Source organism: Lentzea sp. NPDC055074 (genome assembly GCF_053608005.1).
This window is the reverse complement of record NZ_JBSGUQ010000021.1, coordinates 35,875-51,822: the sequence shown is the minus strand read 5'-3', so window position 1 is coordinate 51,822 and position 15,948 is coordinate 35,875. Positions and strand designations below refer to the sequence as shown.

The 15,948-nt window shown below is 68.7% G+C and carries 17 protein-coding genes and 1 pseudogene; 13 read left to right on the top strand and 5 right to left on the bottom strand.

What is annotated here, in order from left to right:
- The first annotated feature begins 35 nt into the window (after positions 1-35).
- Together ACWF7A_RS35770 and ACWF7A_RS35765 are read left to right on the top strand one after the other, a co-directional pair.
- Positions 36-770: a CDP-alcohol phosphatidyltransferase family protein gene (locus tag ACWF7A_RS35770; RefSeq protein WP_452254929.1), complete on the top strand. Its 735-nt coding sequence runs from the start codon at positions 36-38 to the stop codon at positions 768-770.
- A complete protein-coding gene (locus ACWF7A_RS35765; protein ID WP_452254928.1) occupies positions 763-1,167 on the top strand; it encodes a DoxX family protein in 405 nt (134 codons plus the stop codon). The genes ACWF7A_RS35770 and ACWF7A_RS35765 overlap by 8 nt, the downstream gene beginning before the upstream one ends.
- Here ACWF7A_RS35765 and ACWF7A_RS35760 read toward each other — a convergent pair.
- Positions 1,145-1,810, bottom strand: a complete 666-nt coding sequence (locus tag ACWF7A_RS35760; RefSeq protein ID WP_452254927.1) for a RibD family protein — start codon at positions 1,808-1,810, stop codon at positions 1,145-1,147. The two genes, ACWF7A_RS35765 and ACWF7A_RS35760, sit on opposite strands and share 23 nt — an antisense overlap.
- 85 nt (positions 1,811-1,895) lie before the next feature.
- Between ACWF7A_RS35760 and ACWF7A_RS35755 the strand changes: the two genes are divergently transcribed.
- Positions 1,896-3,470: a sulfatase-like hydrolase/transferase gene (locus ACWF7A_RS35755; RefSeq protein ID WP_452255042.1), complete on the top strand. Its 1,575-nt coding sequence runs from the start codon at positions 1,896-1,898 to the stop codon at positions 3,468-3,470.
- A gap of 9 nt (positions 3,471-3,479) precedes the next feature.
- On the opposite strand, the gene ACWF7A_RS35750 is transcribed toward ACWF7A_RS35755, so the two are convergent.
- Positions 3,480-3,998 (bottom strand): DinB family protein, encoded by a 519-nt coding sequence (locus ACWF7A_RS35750; protein WP_452254926.1) that lies wholly within the window; start codon positions 3,996-3,998, stop codon positions 3,480-3,482.
- Between the two features lie 150 nt (positions 3,999-4,148).
- On the bottom strand, positions 4,149-5,114 hold the full coding sequence (locus tag ACWF7A_RS35745) for a peptidase (RefSeq protein WP_452255047.1): 966 nt from the start codon (positions 5,112-5,114) through the stop codon (positions 4,149-4,151).
- Between the two features lie 57 nt (positions 5,115-5,171).
- Here ACWF7A_RS35745 and ACWF7A_RS35740 point away from each other — a divergent pair, with 57 nt between their 5' ends.
- From ACWF7A_RS35740 to ACWF7A_RS35720, 5 genes are all read left to right on the top strand, one after another.
- Positions 5,172-5,879 carry a hypothetical protein gene (locus tag ACWF7A_RS35740; protein ID WP_452255046.1) on the top strand — a complete coding sequence of 236 codons (708 nt, stop codon included), beginning with the start codon at positions 5,172-5,174 and terminating at the stop codon, positions 5,877-5,879.
- On the top strand, positions 5,876-6,415 hold the full coding sequence (locus ACWF7A_RS35735; protein ID WP_452254925.1) for a DinB family protein: 540 nt from the start codon (positions 5,876-5,878) through the stop codon (positions 6,413-6,415). Before ACWF7A_RS35740 ends, ACWF7A_RS35735 begins: the two co-directional genes overlap by 4 nt.
- Before the next feature lie 81 nt (positions 6,416-6,496).
- Positions 6,497-6,985 (top strand): phosphatase PAP2 family protein, encoded by a 489-nt coding sequence (locus tag ACWF7A_RS35730; protein ID WP_452254924.1) that lies wholly within the window; start codon positions 6,497-6,499, stop codon positions 6,983-6,985.
- On the top strand, positions 6,982-8,373 hold the full coding sequence (locus tag ACWF7A_RS35725) for a sensor histidine kinase (protein ID WP_452254923.1): 1,392 nt from the start codon (positions 6,982-6,984) through the stop codon (positions 8,371-8,373). The genes ACWF7A_RS35730 and ACWF7A_RS35725 overlap by 4 nt, the downstream gene beginning before the upstream one ends.
- Positions 8,370-9,017: a response regulator gene (locus ACWF7A_RS35720; RefSeq protein WP_452254922.1), complete on the top strand. Its 648-nt coding sequence runs from the start codon at positions 8,370-8,372 to the stop codon at positions 9,015-9,017. Before ACWF7A_RS35725 ends, ACWF7A_RS35720 begins: the two co-directional genes overlap by 4 nt.
- Before the next feature lie 51 nt (positions 9,018-9,068).
- Here ACWF7A_RS35720 and ACWF7A_RS35715 read toward each other — a convergent pair whose 3' ends face one another.
- Both ACWF7A_RS35715 and ACWF7A_RS35710 read right to left on the bottom strand, forming a co-directional pair.
- Positions 9,069-10,649, bottom strand: coding sequence for a solute symporter family protein (locus tag ACWF7A_RS35715; protein WP_452254921.1), 1,581 nt, complete (start codon positions 10,647-10,649; stop codon positions 9,069-9,071).
- Between the two features lie 3 nt (positions 10,650-10,652).
- Positions 10,653-11,069: a DUF485 domain-containing protein gene (locus ACWF7A_RS35710; protein ID WP_452254920.1), complete on the bottom strand. Its 417-nt coding sequence runs from the start codon at positions 11,067-11,069 to the stop codon at positions 10,653-10,655.
- 298 nt (positions 11,070-11,367) lie between these two features.
- Here ACWF7A_RS35710 and ACWF7A_RS35705 point away from each other — a divergent pair.
- The 5 genes and pseudogenes from ACWF7A_RS35705 to ACWF7A_RS35685 form a co-directional block, all read left to right on the top strand.
- A pseudogene (locus tag ACWF7A_RS35705) lies at positions 11,368-12,699 on the top strand (OFA family MFS transporter); the annotation flags it as partial.
- Between the two features lie 122 nt (positions 12,700-12,821).
- Entirely contained in the window at positions 12,822-12,932 is a 111-nt protein-coding gene (locus ACWF7A_RS35700) for an MFS transporter small subunit (RefSeq protein WP_433203837.1), read from the top strand.
- Positions 12,932-15,013, top strand: coding sequence for a sensor histidine kinase (locus ACWF7A_RS35695; protein ID WP_452254919.1), 2,082 nt, complete (start codon positions 12,932-12,934; stop codon positions 15,011-15,013). The genes ACWF7A_RS35700 and ACWF7A_RS35695 overlap by 1 nt, the downstream gene beginning before the upstream one ends.
- Positions 15,010-15,408 (top strand): roadblock/LC7 domain-containing protein, encoded by a 399-nt coding sequence (locus tag ACWF7A_RS35690; protein ID WP_452254918.1) that lies wholly within the window; start codon positions 15,010-15,012, stop codon positions 15,406-15,408. Before ACWF7A_RS35695 ends, ACWF7A_RS35690 begins: the two co-directional genes overlap by 4 nt.
- A complete protein-coding gene (locus ACWF7A_RS35685) occupies positions 15,405-15,938 on the top strand; it encodes a DUF742 domain-containing protein (RefSeq protein ID WP_452254917.1) in 534 nt (177 codons plus the stop codon). Before ACWF7A_RS35690 ends, ACWF7A_RS35685 begins: the two co-directional genes overlap by 4 nt.
- Positions 15,939-15,948: the final 10 nt, after the last annotated feature.

Sequence of the window (15,948 nt, the reverse complement as noted above, 5' to 3'; positions counted from 1 at the left end):
CACCTCCGCCGCACGAAGTTCGTTAGGGGCACCTGATGATCACACTTCAGCACACCAGGACACCTGTCGTCGTCCGGGAGCCTGCCGCCTGGGCCGTCGCCCAGGTGCTCCTGCTGGGTGTGGTGGGCGCCACGACCGGCCTAGGGCTGCTCGGCTGGGCCGCCGGCCTCGCCTACGGGTTCGCGACGTGGGCGTTCCTCGGCTACGGCATGCAGCGCCATCGCACCAGGTCACTGGGCCCGGCCGACCGCGTCACGCTCGCCCGCGGCCTGATGGTCGGCGCGGTGACCGCGCTCGTGGCCGACCGCGCCGGTCAGGACGTGCCGGTCGCGCTGGTCGTGACCCTCGCCGCTGTCGCGTTGTCGCTCGACTGGGTGGACGGGCAGGTCGCCCGCCGCACGGGCACCTCGTCGGCGCTGGGCGCCCGGTTCGACATGGAGGTCGACGCGTTCCTGATCCTGGTGCTGAGCGCGTACGTGGCCGTGCACATGGGGCCGTGGGTGCTCGCGATCGGGCTCATGCGGTACGTGTTCGTCGCCGCGTCCTGGCGTCTCCGCTGGATGAACGCGCCGCTGCCCGCCAGCTACGCCCGCAAGGTCGTGGCCGCGGTCCAGGGGATCTTCCTCGTCGTGGCGGCGTCGGGCCTGCTGCCGTTCGCGGCCGTGCTCGTTGGTCTCGCGCTGGCATCGTTGGTGTGGTCGTTCGGTCGCGATGTGCTGTGGCTGTGGAACAACGCGGCCGTTTCGGTGGGAGAATCCCGCCATGTCTGAGCAGACCTCTACCGCGGCGAAGGTCGGCAACATCGTCGTCTGGATCCTGCAGATCGTGCTCGCCGTGCAGTTCGTGATGAACGGCTACGCGCTGTTCACCGACTCGTTCGTCGCCAAGTTCGACGACATCGGCTTCGGTCAGTGGTTCCGCTACTTCACGGGGGTGCTGGAGACCGGCACCGCGATCGGCCTGCTCATCCCGCCCATCTGCGGCCTCGCCGCACTGGGGCTCGCGGGCATCATGGCGGGCGCGGCCCTGACCGAGCTCACGCTCGTCACCAACGGCGGCTTCGACGACGCGATGATGCCGCTGATCTTCATGGTGTGGGCGCTCGTGATCGCGGTCTACCGCCGCGAGCAGATCTTCCGCGCGCTCAGTCTCGTGCGGAGGAAGTGACTTTCGGGAAGTAGCGGAGCACCGCGACGTCCCCGACTTTCGTGACGTCCTCCAGGTGGAATCGGCGTGCCGGTCCACCGGGGAACTCGGCGGGATTCACGAAACGTGGGGCCGTCGCCTGTCCGATCAGCATCGGTGCCACCGCCACCCGGATCTCGTCGGCCAGTCCGGCCTGGAGGAACGCCGTGTGAATGCTCGTGCCGCCTTCGACCATGAGCTTTCTCACCCCGCGTGCGCCGAGATCGTCCAGAATCTCCGAGAACTCGCTGAAGGTTTTCGTTTCGGCGAGGTGCCCGACCGTGGTCGTGGCGCTCCTGGAGTAGACGATCCGCTCACCGCCGCAGTGCCAGAACCGCAGCTCAGGGTCCAGATCACCGCTCCTCGTCACGGTCGCGCGCAGCGGGAACTCCGGTTTGCCCTCGGCTGTTCTGCGCGCGCGCCGCTCTTCGCTGTAGACGAGCAGTCGCGCGTTGTCACGGCGCAACGTCTCGGCCCCCGCCAGAATGGCGTCCGACTCCGCGCGCATCCGGTCGACGTGGTCGAAGTCCTCGGCGTTCGAAAGCGGGAACCTCTCGGTGCCGCGATCGTCGATGTGACCGTCGAGGCTGACGGCGACGCTGAGCAGAACGTGCGGGCGGGTCACGGGATCCGATGGTAGAGCAGTTGAACCGGTCGCGGGCCGCGCCGCGTTTACCTCATGGGGTCCGGAAAGGGGAATCTCGGTGAGGATGTTGTTGCGGCGGACGGCCACGGTCCTGGCGGGGCTGTTCGTGTTGTTCGTGCTCATCGCACCGAACGACCTGGAGAAGTTCAGCTTCGAGGCGTTCCTGCGGGTGCCGCTCGAAGGCCTCGTCGGCGTTCTCGTGCTGATGCTGCTGCCGGACCGGTTCCGCAGGCCCGCCGCGATCGCCGGCGGTGTCGCGCTGGGGCTGTTCACGGTCGTGAAGATCATGGACATCGGCTTCGACATGGTGCTGTACCGGCCGTTCGACCTCGTGCTGGACTGGCCGTTGCTGGTGCCCGCCATCGACTTCGTGGACGTGACGTTCGGCCGGTTCGCCTCCGTGCTCGCCGTGGCACTGGCCGTCGCGCTGGTCGCCGGGATCGTGTTTCTCGCGGCGATCTCCGTGCAGCGCCTCGGTTCTGTCGCCGCCGGACGCCGTCCCGTCGCGATCCGCGCGGTGGCCGCGGCGGTCGTGGTGTGCGTTTCCCTTGCCGTTCCGGGTGTTCCGGTCTACTCCGACGCCGCCACCACGTCGCTGGTCGACCACGCGCGGCGCGTGCAGGCCGGTCTGAACGACAAGGAGGTGTTCGCGGCGGAGGCCTCGGTCGACGCGTTCCGCGACCACCCCGGGCTGCTGTCCTCGTTGCAGGGCAAGGACGTCGTCTTCACGTTCGTCGAGAGCTACGGCAAGTCGGCGCTCGACATGCCGGACGTGGCGGCGAAGCTCGCTCAGGGCGACGACCGGCTGAAGGCGGCCGGGTACAGCGCGAAGTCCGCCTACCTGACCTCGCCGACCGCGGGCGGTGGCAGCTGGATGGCGCAGGCGACGTTGCTGTCGGGCCTGTGGATCGACAACCAGCAGCGCTACCGCAACCTCGTGGCGTCCGACCGGCTGACGCTGCCGCGTGCGTTCCGCGAGTCTTCCTGGCGCTCGGTCGGTGTCGTCCCCGGCATCACGCAGGCGTGGCCGGAAGGCGACTTCTTCCACTACGACAAGATCTACGCCGCCCAGGACCTCGGCTACAAGGGCCCGCGCTTCGGTTACGCGACGACTCCCGACCAGTTCACGCTGGAATCGTTCCAGCGCAACGAACGCTCGAAGCAGCACGGCCCGGTGATGGCGGCCATCCCGATGGTGTCCTCGCACGCGCCGTGGTCACCGACGCCGGACTCGGTGGACTGGGAGAAGCTGGGCGACGGCTCGATCTACTCGACCATGCCCGCCTCGAACGACCCGCCGGAGTCGATCTTCGGCCGCGACCCGGCGGCCGTGCGCGCCGACTACGCGCACTCGATCTCGTACTCGCTCGAGTCCGTGGTCTCGTACCTGGAGAAGTACGGCGACGAGAACCTCGTGATGGTGTTCCTCGGCGACCACCAGCCGGCGCAGATGGTGACCGGCGAGGGAGCCTCCCGGGACGTGCCGATCACCATCGTCGCCAAGGACCCGGCCGTGATGGAGAAGGCCGCGTCCTGGAAGTGGGATGACGGGATCAAGCCGGGAGGGTCGGCCCCGGTGTCGCGGATGAGCGACTTCCGGGACCAGTTCCTCTCGACCTTCTCGCCGCCGAACGCCTGACCGCGGGCCTCAGCCCATCGTCTTCTGGCCGTCGATCGTCTCGCGGAGGATGTCCGCGTGGCCCGCGTGCTGCGAGGTCTCGGCGACGATGTGCACGAGCACCCGCCGAGCCGACCACGTCTTGCCCTCGGGGAACCACGGCGCGGCCGGCAGCGGGTGCGAGAGGTCCAGGTCGACCGTCTCGACGAGCTTGTCGGTGTAGGCCGCGATCTCGTTGTACTGCGCGATGATGCTCTCCAGCGTCTCGCCCGGCTCCATCCGGAACGTGCGCGCGTGGTTCTCGTAGTCCTCGGACTCCGGGTCGGTCTCCATCGCCGAGGTGCCCTGCTCGATGAACCTCACCCAGCTCTGCTCGACCGTGCCGACGTGCTTGATGAGCCCGCCGATGCACAGCGCGCTGGCCGTCGGGGTCGACGCCGCCTGCTCGTCGGTCAGGCCCTGCGCGGTGAACGTCAGGAACCAGCGGTGCTGCTTCAGGGTCTCGAGGAGGTCCGCGCGCTCGCCGGTGAGGATCTCGGTGGTGGTCATCGCTTCTGTCCTTCGCTCGTTTGTCCCGACATGAAGGACTCTAGGACCACTTGAGGTCAGCTTGTGTCCTAGACGAACCGCCGCTTGAGGGAAACTCAAGCGGCGTTCAAGCGATTCCCGTCTGACCTGTGCTCACTGTCCGTGAGTCACTCAGCAGTGCAGCTGAGGCGCTCCGTCCGGACCACCGCTGCGCAGCGTCACGAGGTTCGCGCCCGTCAGCCCGAGCACGGCCTGAGTGGTCGCCCGCGGCGCCGTGCCCTTGTCGAAGCCGGACGCGTCGAACGCGATCGCGCCCTTCTCGACGCCGGAACAGCCGACCTGCAGCGACTTCAGGTACTTGCGCGCCTTGACGGCCGAAGAGCCCTTCACGACCTGCGCCACGAGGCCCGTGCTGTTGGCGTTCGACCCGCCCTGCGCGCTCGGGAACCCCCCGTCGGCCTGCTGCTTCGACTCGAGCCACGTGACCGCGCGGCCGACGGGCCTGCCCTGCGAGCGCAGCGCCTGCACGACGATGGCGGTGGCGTCCACGTCGCTGACGCACGGCGAGGCCTCGAACGTCACGGGGAAGCCGCCGTCCGCGCACTGCGTCGCGGCCAGGTAGCCCGCGCCCGACGAGTCACGGCCCAGCGCGATCAGCGCGTAGGACTGGGTGAAGGCGTTGGAGAAGTCACCGAACGCCGACCGGTCGGAGAAGCGGCCGGACGGTGCCTGCAGCGCCTTGAGGCCGGCGATCAGGTCGGTGCCGGCGAACGCGCGCGGGTTCTTGCCCTTCACCCGCGCGGCCACGGCCAGCTTGGCGTGCGCGCCGGCGTACGACTCACCGTCCGAGCCCAGGTAACCGCTGGAGATCTCGGGCTTCGCGAGCCACGCGAGGGCACGGTCCGCGTAGTCGTCGGCGTTCTTCGCGGCCGCGAAGGCGAAGATCGCGTCGATCGTCAGGCCCTGGTCCGGGTACTTGACGCCCCCGAACTCGGTCTCCAGGCGCTCGCCGTCGGCCATCTGTCTCGCGAGCCACCCGGCCGCGGCGTCGACGCGATGGGCGGTGCCGGCGGAGGCGGGCACGGCGGTGGTCACCAGGGAGGCACCGAGCAGGGCGGCGATGATCAGTTTCTGCACGTACCCGACCTTCTCATTCCGTGCGCCGAGGTCACCAGGTTTTGCCAGACTCGTGGCATGCGTCTCGCCCTGTCTCTGCTGCTGGTGCTGACCGCGTGCTCGACGGCGCAGGCGGACCCGGTGGCGCTGGTCAAGGCGTGGGCCTCCCAGCGCTACGAGTCGGTGCGGTTCGACGTGCGGATCCAGATCGAGGGCGAGGACCCTCGAAGCCAGACGTACGCGGGCGTGCTCCACGTGGGCAGCGGCGGTGCGACCACGCAGGAGGACGTGACCGCGCACCGCGAGGCCAGGGAGGGCACCACCGACTACCGCTGGCTGGTGGTGGGCGACGACGACTACCTGCGGCACAGCAAGCTCACCCTGCCGCCCGGCAAGGAGTTCACCAGCATGGGTCTCAACGACGCTCCCTGGGTGGGGCCGTACGCGAGGGACCTGTCGATGGCGACCCAGGACTACCACCCCGGCAACCTGTTCGGCGATCTCGACCGCGACACGCTCCGCCTCGTCGAACACGAGGACGACCGGTACGTGTTCAGCGCGGGAGGTGTGCCCTACTCCGGTGGGTACACCCGGGGCGACGTGCGGCTGGTCGTCGAGGTGGACGACGAGAACCGGGTGGTCCGGCTGGAACAGACCGCACCGTCGTTCGGCAAGCAGCTGGAGCGGCGCACGGCCGTCTACAGCCAGTGGGGCACCGCGCCCGACGTCCTGCTTCCGCCCCGGCAGACCGTCGCGCACCCGAAGGAAGTGAAGGCAGGCAGATGATCGCCCAGGACCTCCAGCGCTACCTCCAGGCCTCCCGCGAGTCGGTCGTGTCCTCTTTGGATGGACTGGGCGAGTACGACGTCCGCCGCCCGCTCGTGCCGAGCGGCACCAACCTGCTCGGCCTGGTGAAGCACCTGATCGGCATCGAGCTCGGCTACCTCGGCGCGAGCGCGGGCCGTCCGGCGTCGTTCACGCTGCCGTGGGTCGAGGACAGGTCGATCTGGGAGAACGCCGACATGTGGGCCAAGCCCACCGAGTCCCGCGAGTACCTCGTCGACCTGTACCGCGCGGCCTGGCAGCACTCGGACGAGTCGATCGCGGAGCTGCCGCTGGACGCGCCCGCGGAGGTCGAGTGGTGGCCGGAGCACAAGCGGCGGACCACCTTCGGGCACCTGCTCGTCCGCGTCACGGCGGAGACCGCGCAGCACGCCGGGCACTGCGACATCGTGCGCGAGCTGATCGACGGCCGGTCCGGCGCGGACAACCCCAAGGGCTACTACGACCTGGTCCTGAGCAACGCGAGCGCGACCCGCTGACGCGCCCCTTGTCGAAAGTTAGGGTCGATCGGTTCCGAACGGCAGGGGTGCGCTGGCCGGGACCTTCGTAGTTTCGGCTGGGTGACCTGGCTGACTGTGGGCACCGACGCGGTGCTCGGTGTGTTCGCGCTGATGTTCCTGTTGTTGTGGTTCCAGCACAGGCTGCGGGCGTTCCTCGCCGGTGCCGGTGTCGTGGTGGCTTACGCGGTCAGCGAGGTCGTCAAGCTGGTCGTGCGGGAGGAACGGCCCTGCCGGACGCGGCCGTCGATGGCGGAGTGCCCGGAGGTGGGCGACTGGTCGTTCCCCAGCAACCACTCGGTGATCGCCGGTGCGTCCGCGATGGCGATCTGGGCGCTGCACAGGACCTACGGCTGGATCGCGATGGTGTGCGCGGTCGCCGCGGCGTCGTCGCGAGTCGTCGTGGGTGTCCACTATGTACACGACGTCATGGCCGGGCTCGCGCTCGGAGCGTTGGTGTCGTGGGGGATCGCGGTGCTGCTGAAGAAGAAGCTGCCCGCGAAGCCGGTGGAGACGGACGCGCCGACCGTGGTGATGCAGCGACTGCGATGATGGTCGCCGTGTGGGAGGTCCTGCTCTACCTGGTCCTGTTCGGCGCGGCTTTCGCCGTCGTGCGCAAGCGGCCCGCGGTCGCTCTGGGCACCGCGCTGGGGGCCTGGCTCGTCTGCTACCTCGTCACCGTCGAGTTCGACGTGAGGGTGGTGGCGCTCGCTCCCGCACTGGCACTGGTCAGCTTTCTCGCCGGACGCAACGCCGAGGACCCGCGGCCCACCGCCATCGCCCTGACCCTCGCGGAGATCGCCGGCGTCGTCGTGGCGCTGACCGAACGCGGCGGCTCCGACACCGCGCTCGCCGTCACCTCCGGCATCGGCGTGCTCGGGGTGGTGCCCTGGGCCTTCGGGCGGTTCCGGCGGCGGCTCGCGGAGCTGCGCGAGGTCGGCTGGGACCACGCGGCACTGCTGGAACGCAGTGTCGAGAACGCCCGCAACGCCGAACGCGCCCGGCTCGCGGGCGAGATGCACGACCTCGTCGGCCACGAGCTCGCGCGGGCCGCGCTCCTCACCGGTGCGCTGGAGCTGGAACCGACGCTCACCGCACAGCAACGCGAGGCAGCCAAGACCGCCCGTGCCAGCGTCACGGCCGCGGCGGAACGGCTCGCCGACGTCATGCAGGTGCTCAGGGCGGACGAGGACGAACCCGTCGCGACGATCGAGGAGGTCGTTGCCCGGAGCGGACTCGACGTCGAGCTCACGAACAACCGCAAGACCGCGGTCGACGGCATCATCGCGCGCACCGTGCACCGGGTCGCCGCCGAAGCGCTGACGAACGTGATCAAGCACGCGCCCGGCGCGAAGGTCACCGTGAGCCTGTCCGCGAACCTCGAGCTCCGCGTCACCAACGGCCCGGCGCCGAGGACGGAGGCCGTCGGCAGCGGCAAGGGCCTGGTGGGCCTCGCCGAGCGCGTCGCGCTCGTCGGCGGCTGGTTCGAGGCGGCGCCGAGTGACGACGGCGGGTTCGAGGTCAGGGCGAAGCTGCCGGAACGCCCGCGGGCCCGGACGACACCGACGCACGTGCGCCGCGAACGCACGGAGAAGGAGCTTCGCCGCAGCGCCAAGCGCACGGTCCTGATCACCTCGGTCGTGTGCGCGGGGATCGCGGTCGGCGTGCCGGGCTACATGGTGTTCGACGCCGTGACGTCCGTTCTCACGCCGCAGCAGTTCGAACGGGCACAGTTCGGGCAAGACGAGGACGCCCTCGACTTGCCGTGGCGCACCCGCGTCGACAACCCGCTCGGAGTCATCGCGCCGCCCGGCACCGAGTGCCGCTACTACAGCACGCACCCCAACCCGTTCGACGGTGACCGCCACGACCTGCACCAGCTGTGCTTCCGGGATGATCGGCTCGTGCACAAGCAGTGGCTCGCGAGGAGGACCGGGTGATCAGGGTCGTGCTCGCGGACGACGAGCCGGTGGTCAGGTTCGGCGTGAAGGCCGTCCTCGGCACCGCCGGGGACATCGAGGTCGTCGCCGAGGCGGAGAACGGCAGCGCGGCGATCGACCTCGTCGCCCGGCACCGGCCGGACGTCGCCGTGCTCGACATCCGCATGCCCGTGTTCGACGGCCTGGACGCGGCAAAGGTGGTCCGGGAGTGCCATCCGGGCACGAAGACGCTGGTGCTGACCACGTTCGCGGACGACGCGTACATCAGCCGGGCGCTGGGGGAGGGCGCGGCCGGGTTCGTGCTGAAGACCGGCGACCCGCAGGAGATCATCTCCGGGGTGCGCGCGGTGGCGAACGGCGGCGCGTTCCTGTCGCCGATGGTGGCGAAGAGGGTCGTGGACCAGATGTCCCGCGCTCATCCGCGACCGCTTGCGACACAACGGATCGAGGTGCTGACCGCCCGCGAACGCGAGGTGCTCGGCCTGGTCGGCGCCGGTCTGTCGAACGCGGAGATCGCGGCACGCCTCTACGTCGTCGAGGGCACCGTGAAGGTCTACGTCAGCACGATCTTCCGGCAGCTGGGCGTCAGGAACCGCGTCCAGGCGGCCATCATCGCCCACGAGTCCGGGATCATCCCGGGATAGCGGCGTGGCCTGGAACGTTGCCCGCTGGGCGTGAACCAGCAGGCCGCGCCGCTACGTGCGGGCGCCGATGCCCGAGATCGCGCGGACCTCCATCTCGGCGGCCTTGCCGTCCATCTCCGGCTCGCGCTTCGAGAAGATCGTGGCGAGGAACCCGCACAGGAACGAGAACGGGATCGACACCAGCCCGGGGTTGCCGAGCGGGAACCACGCGAAGTCGATGTCCGGGAAGATCGACGTCTTCGCGCCCGACATCACCGGCGAGAAGATGATCAGCACCAGGCAGGAGCCCAGGCCGCCGTAGATGCTCCACAGCGTGCCGGTGGTGTTGAAGCGCCGCCAGAAGATCGTGTAGAGGATCGTCGACAGGTTCGCCGAGGCGGCCAGCGCGAGCGCGAGCGACACGAGGAACGCGACGTTCTGCCCGTTCGCCGCGATGCCGCCGATGATCGACAGGATGCCGACGACGACGGCGGTGAGCCGGGCGACCCGGATCTCCCGGCGGGGTTCGGCGTTGCCGCGCTTGATCACGTTCGCGTAGACGTCGTGGGCGAACGAGGCGGAGGCCGCCAGCGTCAGGCCCGCGACGACCGCGAGGATCGTGGCGAACGCGACCGCGGAGACGACGCCGAGCAGCACCGCGCCACCGATCTCGAACGCGAGCAGCGGCGCGGCGGAGTTCTCGCCACCCGGTGCCGCGGCGATCTTGTCCGTGCCCACCAGCGCCATCGCGCCGAAGCCGATCACCAGCGTGCACAGGTAGAAGATGACCATCGTCCACGTCGCCCACACGACCGAGCGACGCGCTTCGGACGCGTTCGGCACGGTGTAGAAGCGCATCAGCACGTGCGGCAGGGACGCGATGCCCAGCACCAGCGACAGAGCCAGCGAGACGAAGTCCAGTTTGGACATCGCGCTGAAGCCGTACTTCGCGCCGGGGTCCAGCACCGCTTCGCCGAGCTTGTTGTTCTCGGTGGCCTGCTGCATGATCGCCGACAGGCTGAACCCGAACTTGCCCAGCAGGAAGACGCTCATCAGCGTCACGCAGAGCAGCAGCAGGACGGCCTTGATGATCTGCACCCAGGTCGTGCCCTTCATGCCGCCGAGCAGCACGTAGAGCACCATGATCATGCCGACGAGCGCGATCAGGACCGCCTGGCCCCACTTCGAGGTCACGTTGAGCAGCAACGCGATCAGGCCGCCGGCGCCCGCCATCTGCGCGATCATGTAGAAGAACGAGATCACCAGCGTCGCGTTCGCGGCGGCGGCGCGCACCGGGCGTTGCTTCATCCGGAACGCCAGCACGTCGCCGACGGTGAAGCGGCCCGTGTTGCGCAGGCCCTCCGCGATCAGCAGCAGCCCGACGAGCCACGCGACGACCCAGCCGACGGAGTAGAGGAACCCGTCGTAGCCGTGCGCCGCGATGCCGCCGGAGATGCCGAGGAACGACGCGGCGGACAGGAAGTCACCGGACAGCGCCACGCCGTTCTGGGCGCCGGTGAACGAGCTGCCGGCGGCGTAGTAGTCCGACGCCGTCACGTTCCGGCTGCTGAACCGGTAGACGATGTACAGGGTGATCAGGACGAACACCGCGAAGACGCTGAGGTTCAGCACCGGGTTGCCGGTGGTGGGCATGACTTACTCCTCGACGCCCGTCTTCTCGGCGAGCAATTTCCGCTGCGGGTCCAGCCGTCGCTTTGCGTAACGGGCATAACCGAGCGTGATGATGATCGAAGTCACAAACTGTCCGAGGCCCAGCAGGATGCCCAAGTTGATCACACCGATCACCTTGGTGCTGACGAAGTCTTTCGCGTACGCGGACAGCAGTACGAAGGTCAGGTAGGACGACAGGAAAAGCGCGGTCATCGGGAAGATGAACGTCGTGAGCCGGCGACGGAGAGTGCGGAATTCGTCGGTCTGCCGAATGAGCTCGAACTTCGGGGTGCCGTCGGAATCGACGTACGACAAAGTCTCGGGGTCGTCGAACGACGCGAAACCCCGGATTTCCCGGTACTCGTGCTGCGCTTCGCCAGGCGACCTCATCGCCTTGGTCATGTGCTCCTGCCCCTCGTGTGCGGCGCCCACTGTAGCGCTCTCACGTGTGCAGTCAACGACGCGGAGCACCCCTGAACCGGACGAAACGGGACCAATGTGCGACTCGGTCGGACAGAAACCGGACTGAAAGCCGGGTTCTCATTCGTCTCAAATGGTTCGAACCAGGCGTTGTATCAAGTGGACGGTCGTGAGTTGCGTCGTGTGCAACACCTGAAGCCTTGGTCAAGACCGTTGTCGCACGTGTGCACCTGGCCTAGGATCGATCGGTCCGCATTAAGTGGTGACGGTTGGGGATAAAGTGGGGTTCTTAGCGCGCGAACGTCAAGTCGCGCCTCCCGGATGGAACCGCTGGCTCGTTCCGCCCGCAGCTCTGGCGATTCATCTCTCCATTGGTCAGGCCTACGCCTGGAGCGTCTTCAAGACGCCGCTGGAGAAATCCCTGGGCATCACGGGAACGCAGTCCGCACTGCCCTTCCAGCTCGGCATCGTGATGCTCGGGCTGTCGGCGGCGGTGCTCGGCACGACCGTCGAGCGCCGGGGTCCGCGCTGGGCCATGTTGATGTCCACGATCGCCTTCTGCTCCGGCCTGCTGATCTCGGCCGTGGGCGTGTGGGCGGGTCAGTACTGGGTCGTGGTCCTCGGGTACGGCCTGGTCGGCGGCATCGGTCTCGGCATCGGCTACATCTCGCCGGTCTCCACGCTGATCAAGTGGTTCCCCGACCGTCCCGGCATGGCGACCGGCATCGCGATCATGGGTTTCGGCGGCGGTGCGCTGATCGCGTCCCCGTGGTCGACCTCGATGCTGACGGCGTTCGGCGCCACCTCGACGTCGGGCATCGGCAAGGCCTTCCTCGTGCACGGCATCGCCTACGCGGTCTTCATGAGCCTCGGCGTGCTGCTGATCCGCCTGCCCTCCAAGGAGTTCACGGCGGAGAAGGAGGCCTTGCTCAAGGCCAAGCCGAACAAGGTCACGGTCACCCACAACGTCTCCGCGAACAACGCGATCAAGACGCCGCAGTTCTGGCTGCTGTGGGTCGTGCTGTGCTTCAACGTCACCGCGGGCATCGGCATCCTCGAGAAGGCCGCCCCGATGCTGGTCGACTTCTTCAAGGAGTCCTCCACGCCCGTGGCCGCCACCGCCGCCACCGGTTTCGTCGCGCTGCTGAGCGCCGCGAACATGGCCGGCCGGTTCGTCTGGTCGTCCACTTCGGACATCGTGGGCCGCAAGAACATCTACCGCCTCTACCTCGGCGTCGGCGCCCTGCTCTACCTGGTGCTGCTGACCGTCGGCTCGACCAGCACCCCGCTGTTCGTGATCGCGGCGATGGTGATCCTGTCGTTCTACGGCGCGGGCTTCGCGACCGTCCCGGCGTACCTGCGCGACCTCTTCGGCACCTTCCAGGTCGGCGCGATCCACGGCCGCCTGCTGACCGCGTGGTCGGTGGCGGGCGTGCTCGGGCCGCTGATCGTCAACGCCATCGCGGACGCGGGCAAGAAGGCGGGTCACACCGGACCCGACTTGTACGCCACGTCGTTCTACATCATGATCGCGCTGCTGGTCGTCGGTTTCGTCGCGAACGAGTTGATCCGCCCGGTCGACCCGAAGTTCCACGAGCCCCAGGCCGCGAACGAGACGGACGTGCCCTCGCCGAAGGGCGATGACGAGGCCACCGTCGCCAAGTGGAACGAGGCCGAGGCGGCGGACGTCGCAGAGTCGGCTGAGAAGGACGACGCGGAAGGCGTGGTGAAGAAGTGAGCTCCCAGCAACGTTTGTTGCTCATCGGTGCCTGGCTGTGGGTGGGGCTGCCCCTCGCCTACGGCCTGTACCGGCTCTTCCTGAACGCGGCCAAGCTCTTCGTCTGATGCTCAAGTCGCTCGCCAACTGGCGCAACTGGCGCCTGCCGGTGAAGCTCGCCGCGGTGCTGATCGTTCCGGTCACCATCGCGGTGGGCGCCGGCGTCGTGCTCATCAACTCCCAGATCGAGCGTGCCGAGTCCTACGCGGCGCTGCAACGGCTCGTGAAGGTCCGCGCGGCTCTCATCCCCGTGATCGAGGGCGTGCAGGCGGAACGGCGGATCGTCGCCGAGGGCGTCGGCCCGGAGCTCCTCTCCGACCAGAGCAAGCGCACCGACGACGCCCGCGCGGTGCTGCGCGACCAGATCGGCAGGACCTCTCTCAGCGAGGTCGTGACCGCCCGCCTCAGCGACGTCCAGAACCGCATCGGCGACCTGACGGTGTTGCGCGACCGCAGCAGCAACGACATCCCCGCGGTGATCAAGATCTACACCGAGCTCACCGACTCGCTGCTCGACGTCGACGAGGTGATGGCCAGCGAGTTCGGCGACGCCGCCCTGCTGCGCACCGCGATGGGCCTGCACCACGTGGTGCACGTCCGCGACCAGGTGCTCTACCAGCAGGCCGTCGTGCTGTCCGGGCTCACCCGCGGCCAGCTCACCAACGCCGAGGTCCGCGGGCTGGTCGAGTCGAACGTCAAGCTCGGCTACATCGCGGACGAGTTCGCGGCCCTCGCGACGCCCGACCAGATGAAGGTCTACGGCAAGAACTTCAGCGGCCCGGACACCGAGGCCCAGCGCACGATGCTGGCCGCCGCCGTGCTGCACCCGACCTCGGACGTGCCTCCCACCGGGCCCAACCGGCCCAAGCCGTTGCCGATCGCGAAGCAGGACTGGACCAACGCCACCGGTGCCGTCGTCTCGGCGATGGACAGCGTGGTCACGGGTCTGCAGGACGACCTGCGCAACACCGCGAACCGCCTGCGCGACGAGTCCAGCGACGCCGCCGGCACCGCGTCCGCGATCCTGTTCGCCAGCCTGATCCTGGCGGCCACGGTCGGGTTCGTCGTCGGCCGCTACCTGCTGCGCTCGCTGAACGCGCTGCGCCGCTCCGCTCTCGACGTGGCGTGGGCCAAGCTGCCCGAGATGGTCGCGACCGGCCGCGGCAGCACCGAGATCGAGGCCGTCCCGGTCGACACGACCGAGGAGTTCGGCCAGGTGGCCCGCGCCTTCGACGAGGTGCACCAGCAGGCCGTGAAGTCGGTCATCGAGCAGGCGAGCATGCGCGCCAACATGCGCAACATCTTCGTCAACCTCTCCCGCCGCAGCCAGAGCCTCGTCGAACGCCAGCTCAAGCTGATGGAGGAGCTGGAGAAGTACGAGGAGGACCCGGACCAGCTGGCGAACCTCTTCAAGCTCGACCACCTCGCCACCCGCATGCGCCGCAACAACGAGAACCTGATGGTGCTCTCCGGCGGCGACGTGGCCCGGCGGTTCCACCAGGCGATCCCGCTCACCGACGTGCTGCGCGCGGCGGCGGCGGAGATCGAGCAGTACCAGCGGGTGATGGTGCACACCGCGCCCAACGCCGAGGTGGTCGGCTACGTGGCCAGCGACCTGGTCCGCCTGCTCGCCGAGCTGCTCGACAACGCGACGGCGTTCTCGCCGCCGAACTCGCAGGTCGCGATCAGCGCGTCGATCGAGGCCGGCGACATCGTCCAGATCGACGTGGTCGACCGGGGCATCGGCATCGACCCCGAGGCGCTCGCCGCGGCGAACCACCGCCTCGAAGCAGCGGGGGAGGGCGTGGACGTCCAGGTCTCCCGCGAAATGGGACTTTTCGTCGTGGGCAGGCTCGCCGCACGCCACCAGATCGTGGTACGTCTGGATGCCGAACAGGGTCGAGGGACTCGCGCGATCGTGTTGGTTCCGGCGGAACTGGCACCACGACGGGCGGAGTCCTGGGAGTCTTTCCGAGGGGAGGCGATCGAACGGCAGCAGGCTTCGTGGTTCCAGCAGACGAGGCCGGCCACCGCGCCGCCGCCTCCCCCCGCACCCGCACGCCAGACGCCGGAGTCGGCCCGAGGCTTCCTCGACGCCTTCCAGCGCGGTGTGCAGCGCGGCCTTCCCGAAAACCAGGAGAGTCGATGAGCACGCAGGTGGACCAGTTCGGCTGGCTGGTCACCAACTTCGCCGAACGCACACCGGGCATCGAACACGCCGTGGTGATCTCCGCGGACGGTCTGGTGTTGATCTCGTCCTCGAAGCTGCCTGCGCACGTCGCACCGCAGTTCGCGGCGATCGTGGCCGGCGTGGTCTCCCTCGCCGACTCGGTGTCGCAGTACTTCGCGGGTGAGTCGGTCGTCCGCACGGTCGTGCAGATGGACAGAGGCGTGATGTTGCTGTCCGCCATCAGCGACGGCTCCGTTCTCGCCGTGCTGGCGTCGTCCTCGGCCGACGTCGCGCAGATCGCCTACGAGATGACGGTCGTCGTGCGGCAGGTGGGCCAGCTGCTCACGCCCGAGCTTCGGGCAGAGCTGGCATGAGCAGAGAGCCTGACGATCAGGTCAACTTCGGTGACCTGATCAGCGGTTTCAGCTTCGACAGCGAACGGATCCGCAAGCGCGGCAAGAAGACCAAGGCCGAGCGTTCCCCGGAGCCCATTCGGGAACCGGACCCGTACGCGACCCAGGCGTTCGCGCCCGTCCCGCCGCTGCCGCCCATAGAGACGGGCATCGACGCCTCGTCGTCGATCGTGCGCGCGTACGCGTGGACCGGCGGCCGCACCACGTCCGACGTGCATCTGGAGATCGAGACACTGGTCTCGGTCAACGAGTTCTCGTCGACCGCCGTGCGGCCGGAGCACCAGGACGTGCTGGCCCTGTGCATGCAGCCCCGCTCGGTGGCGGAGATCGCCGCCCTGCGCGGGTTGCCGCTGGGTGTCACGAAGGTGCTGCTCGGCGACATGGCCGGGCACGGGCTGATCGACGTGCACCGCACGGCCTCGTCCTTCGGTGGCGACAGGCCGGACGGGATGCTGCTGGAACGCGTGCTGGCAGGGCTCCGCCGCCTCTGACGTGGGTCTC